The organism is Paenibacillus sp. 7523-1 (assembly GCF_002276415.1).
GTDB lineage: Bacteria > Bacillota > Bacilli > Paenibacillales > Paenibacillaceae > Paenibacillus > Paenibacillus illinoisensis_A.
This window is the reverse complement of the sequence record NZ_NPBR01000040.1, coordinates 1-422: the sequence shown is the minus strand read 5'-3', so window position 1 is coordinate 422 and position 422 is coordinate 1. Positions and strand designations below refer to the sequence as shown.

Here is a 422-nt window from a genome sequence, read left to right as displayed (position 1 = left end):
AACAGGAACACCAGGAACCTCCCCAGACTACACATTACTGGCAGGAGCAGGGGCAACGGGGGTTACCGGATCAACTGGAGTAACGGGTGGTACAGGTGAAACTGGAGTAACCGGAATTACCGGCGCAACAGGCATCACAGGTTTAACAGGTGAAACTGGTGCGACAGGTGTAACAGGAGCTACTGGTGTAGGTGTAACCGGAAGTACTGGAGCGACAGGAACAACTGGAGTAACAGGAGAAATCGGTATAACGGGAGCCACTGGAGTTGGCATAACGGGAAGTACTGGTGCAACAGGAGCTACTGGGGTAGGCATAACCGGAAGTACCGGAGCGACAGGAACAACCGGTGTAACAGGAGAAACCGGTATAACGGGAGCCACTGGAGTTGGCATAACGGGAAGTAGTGGTGCAACAGGAGCTA

Annotated in this window: 1 pseudogene; it reads left to right on the top strand. The window is 53.6% G+C overall.

What is annotated here, in order from left to right:
- Positions 1-422 (top strand): annotated as a pseudogene (locus CHH60_RS29395) (hypothetical protein); the annotation flags it as partial.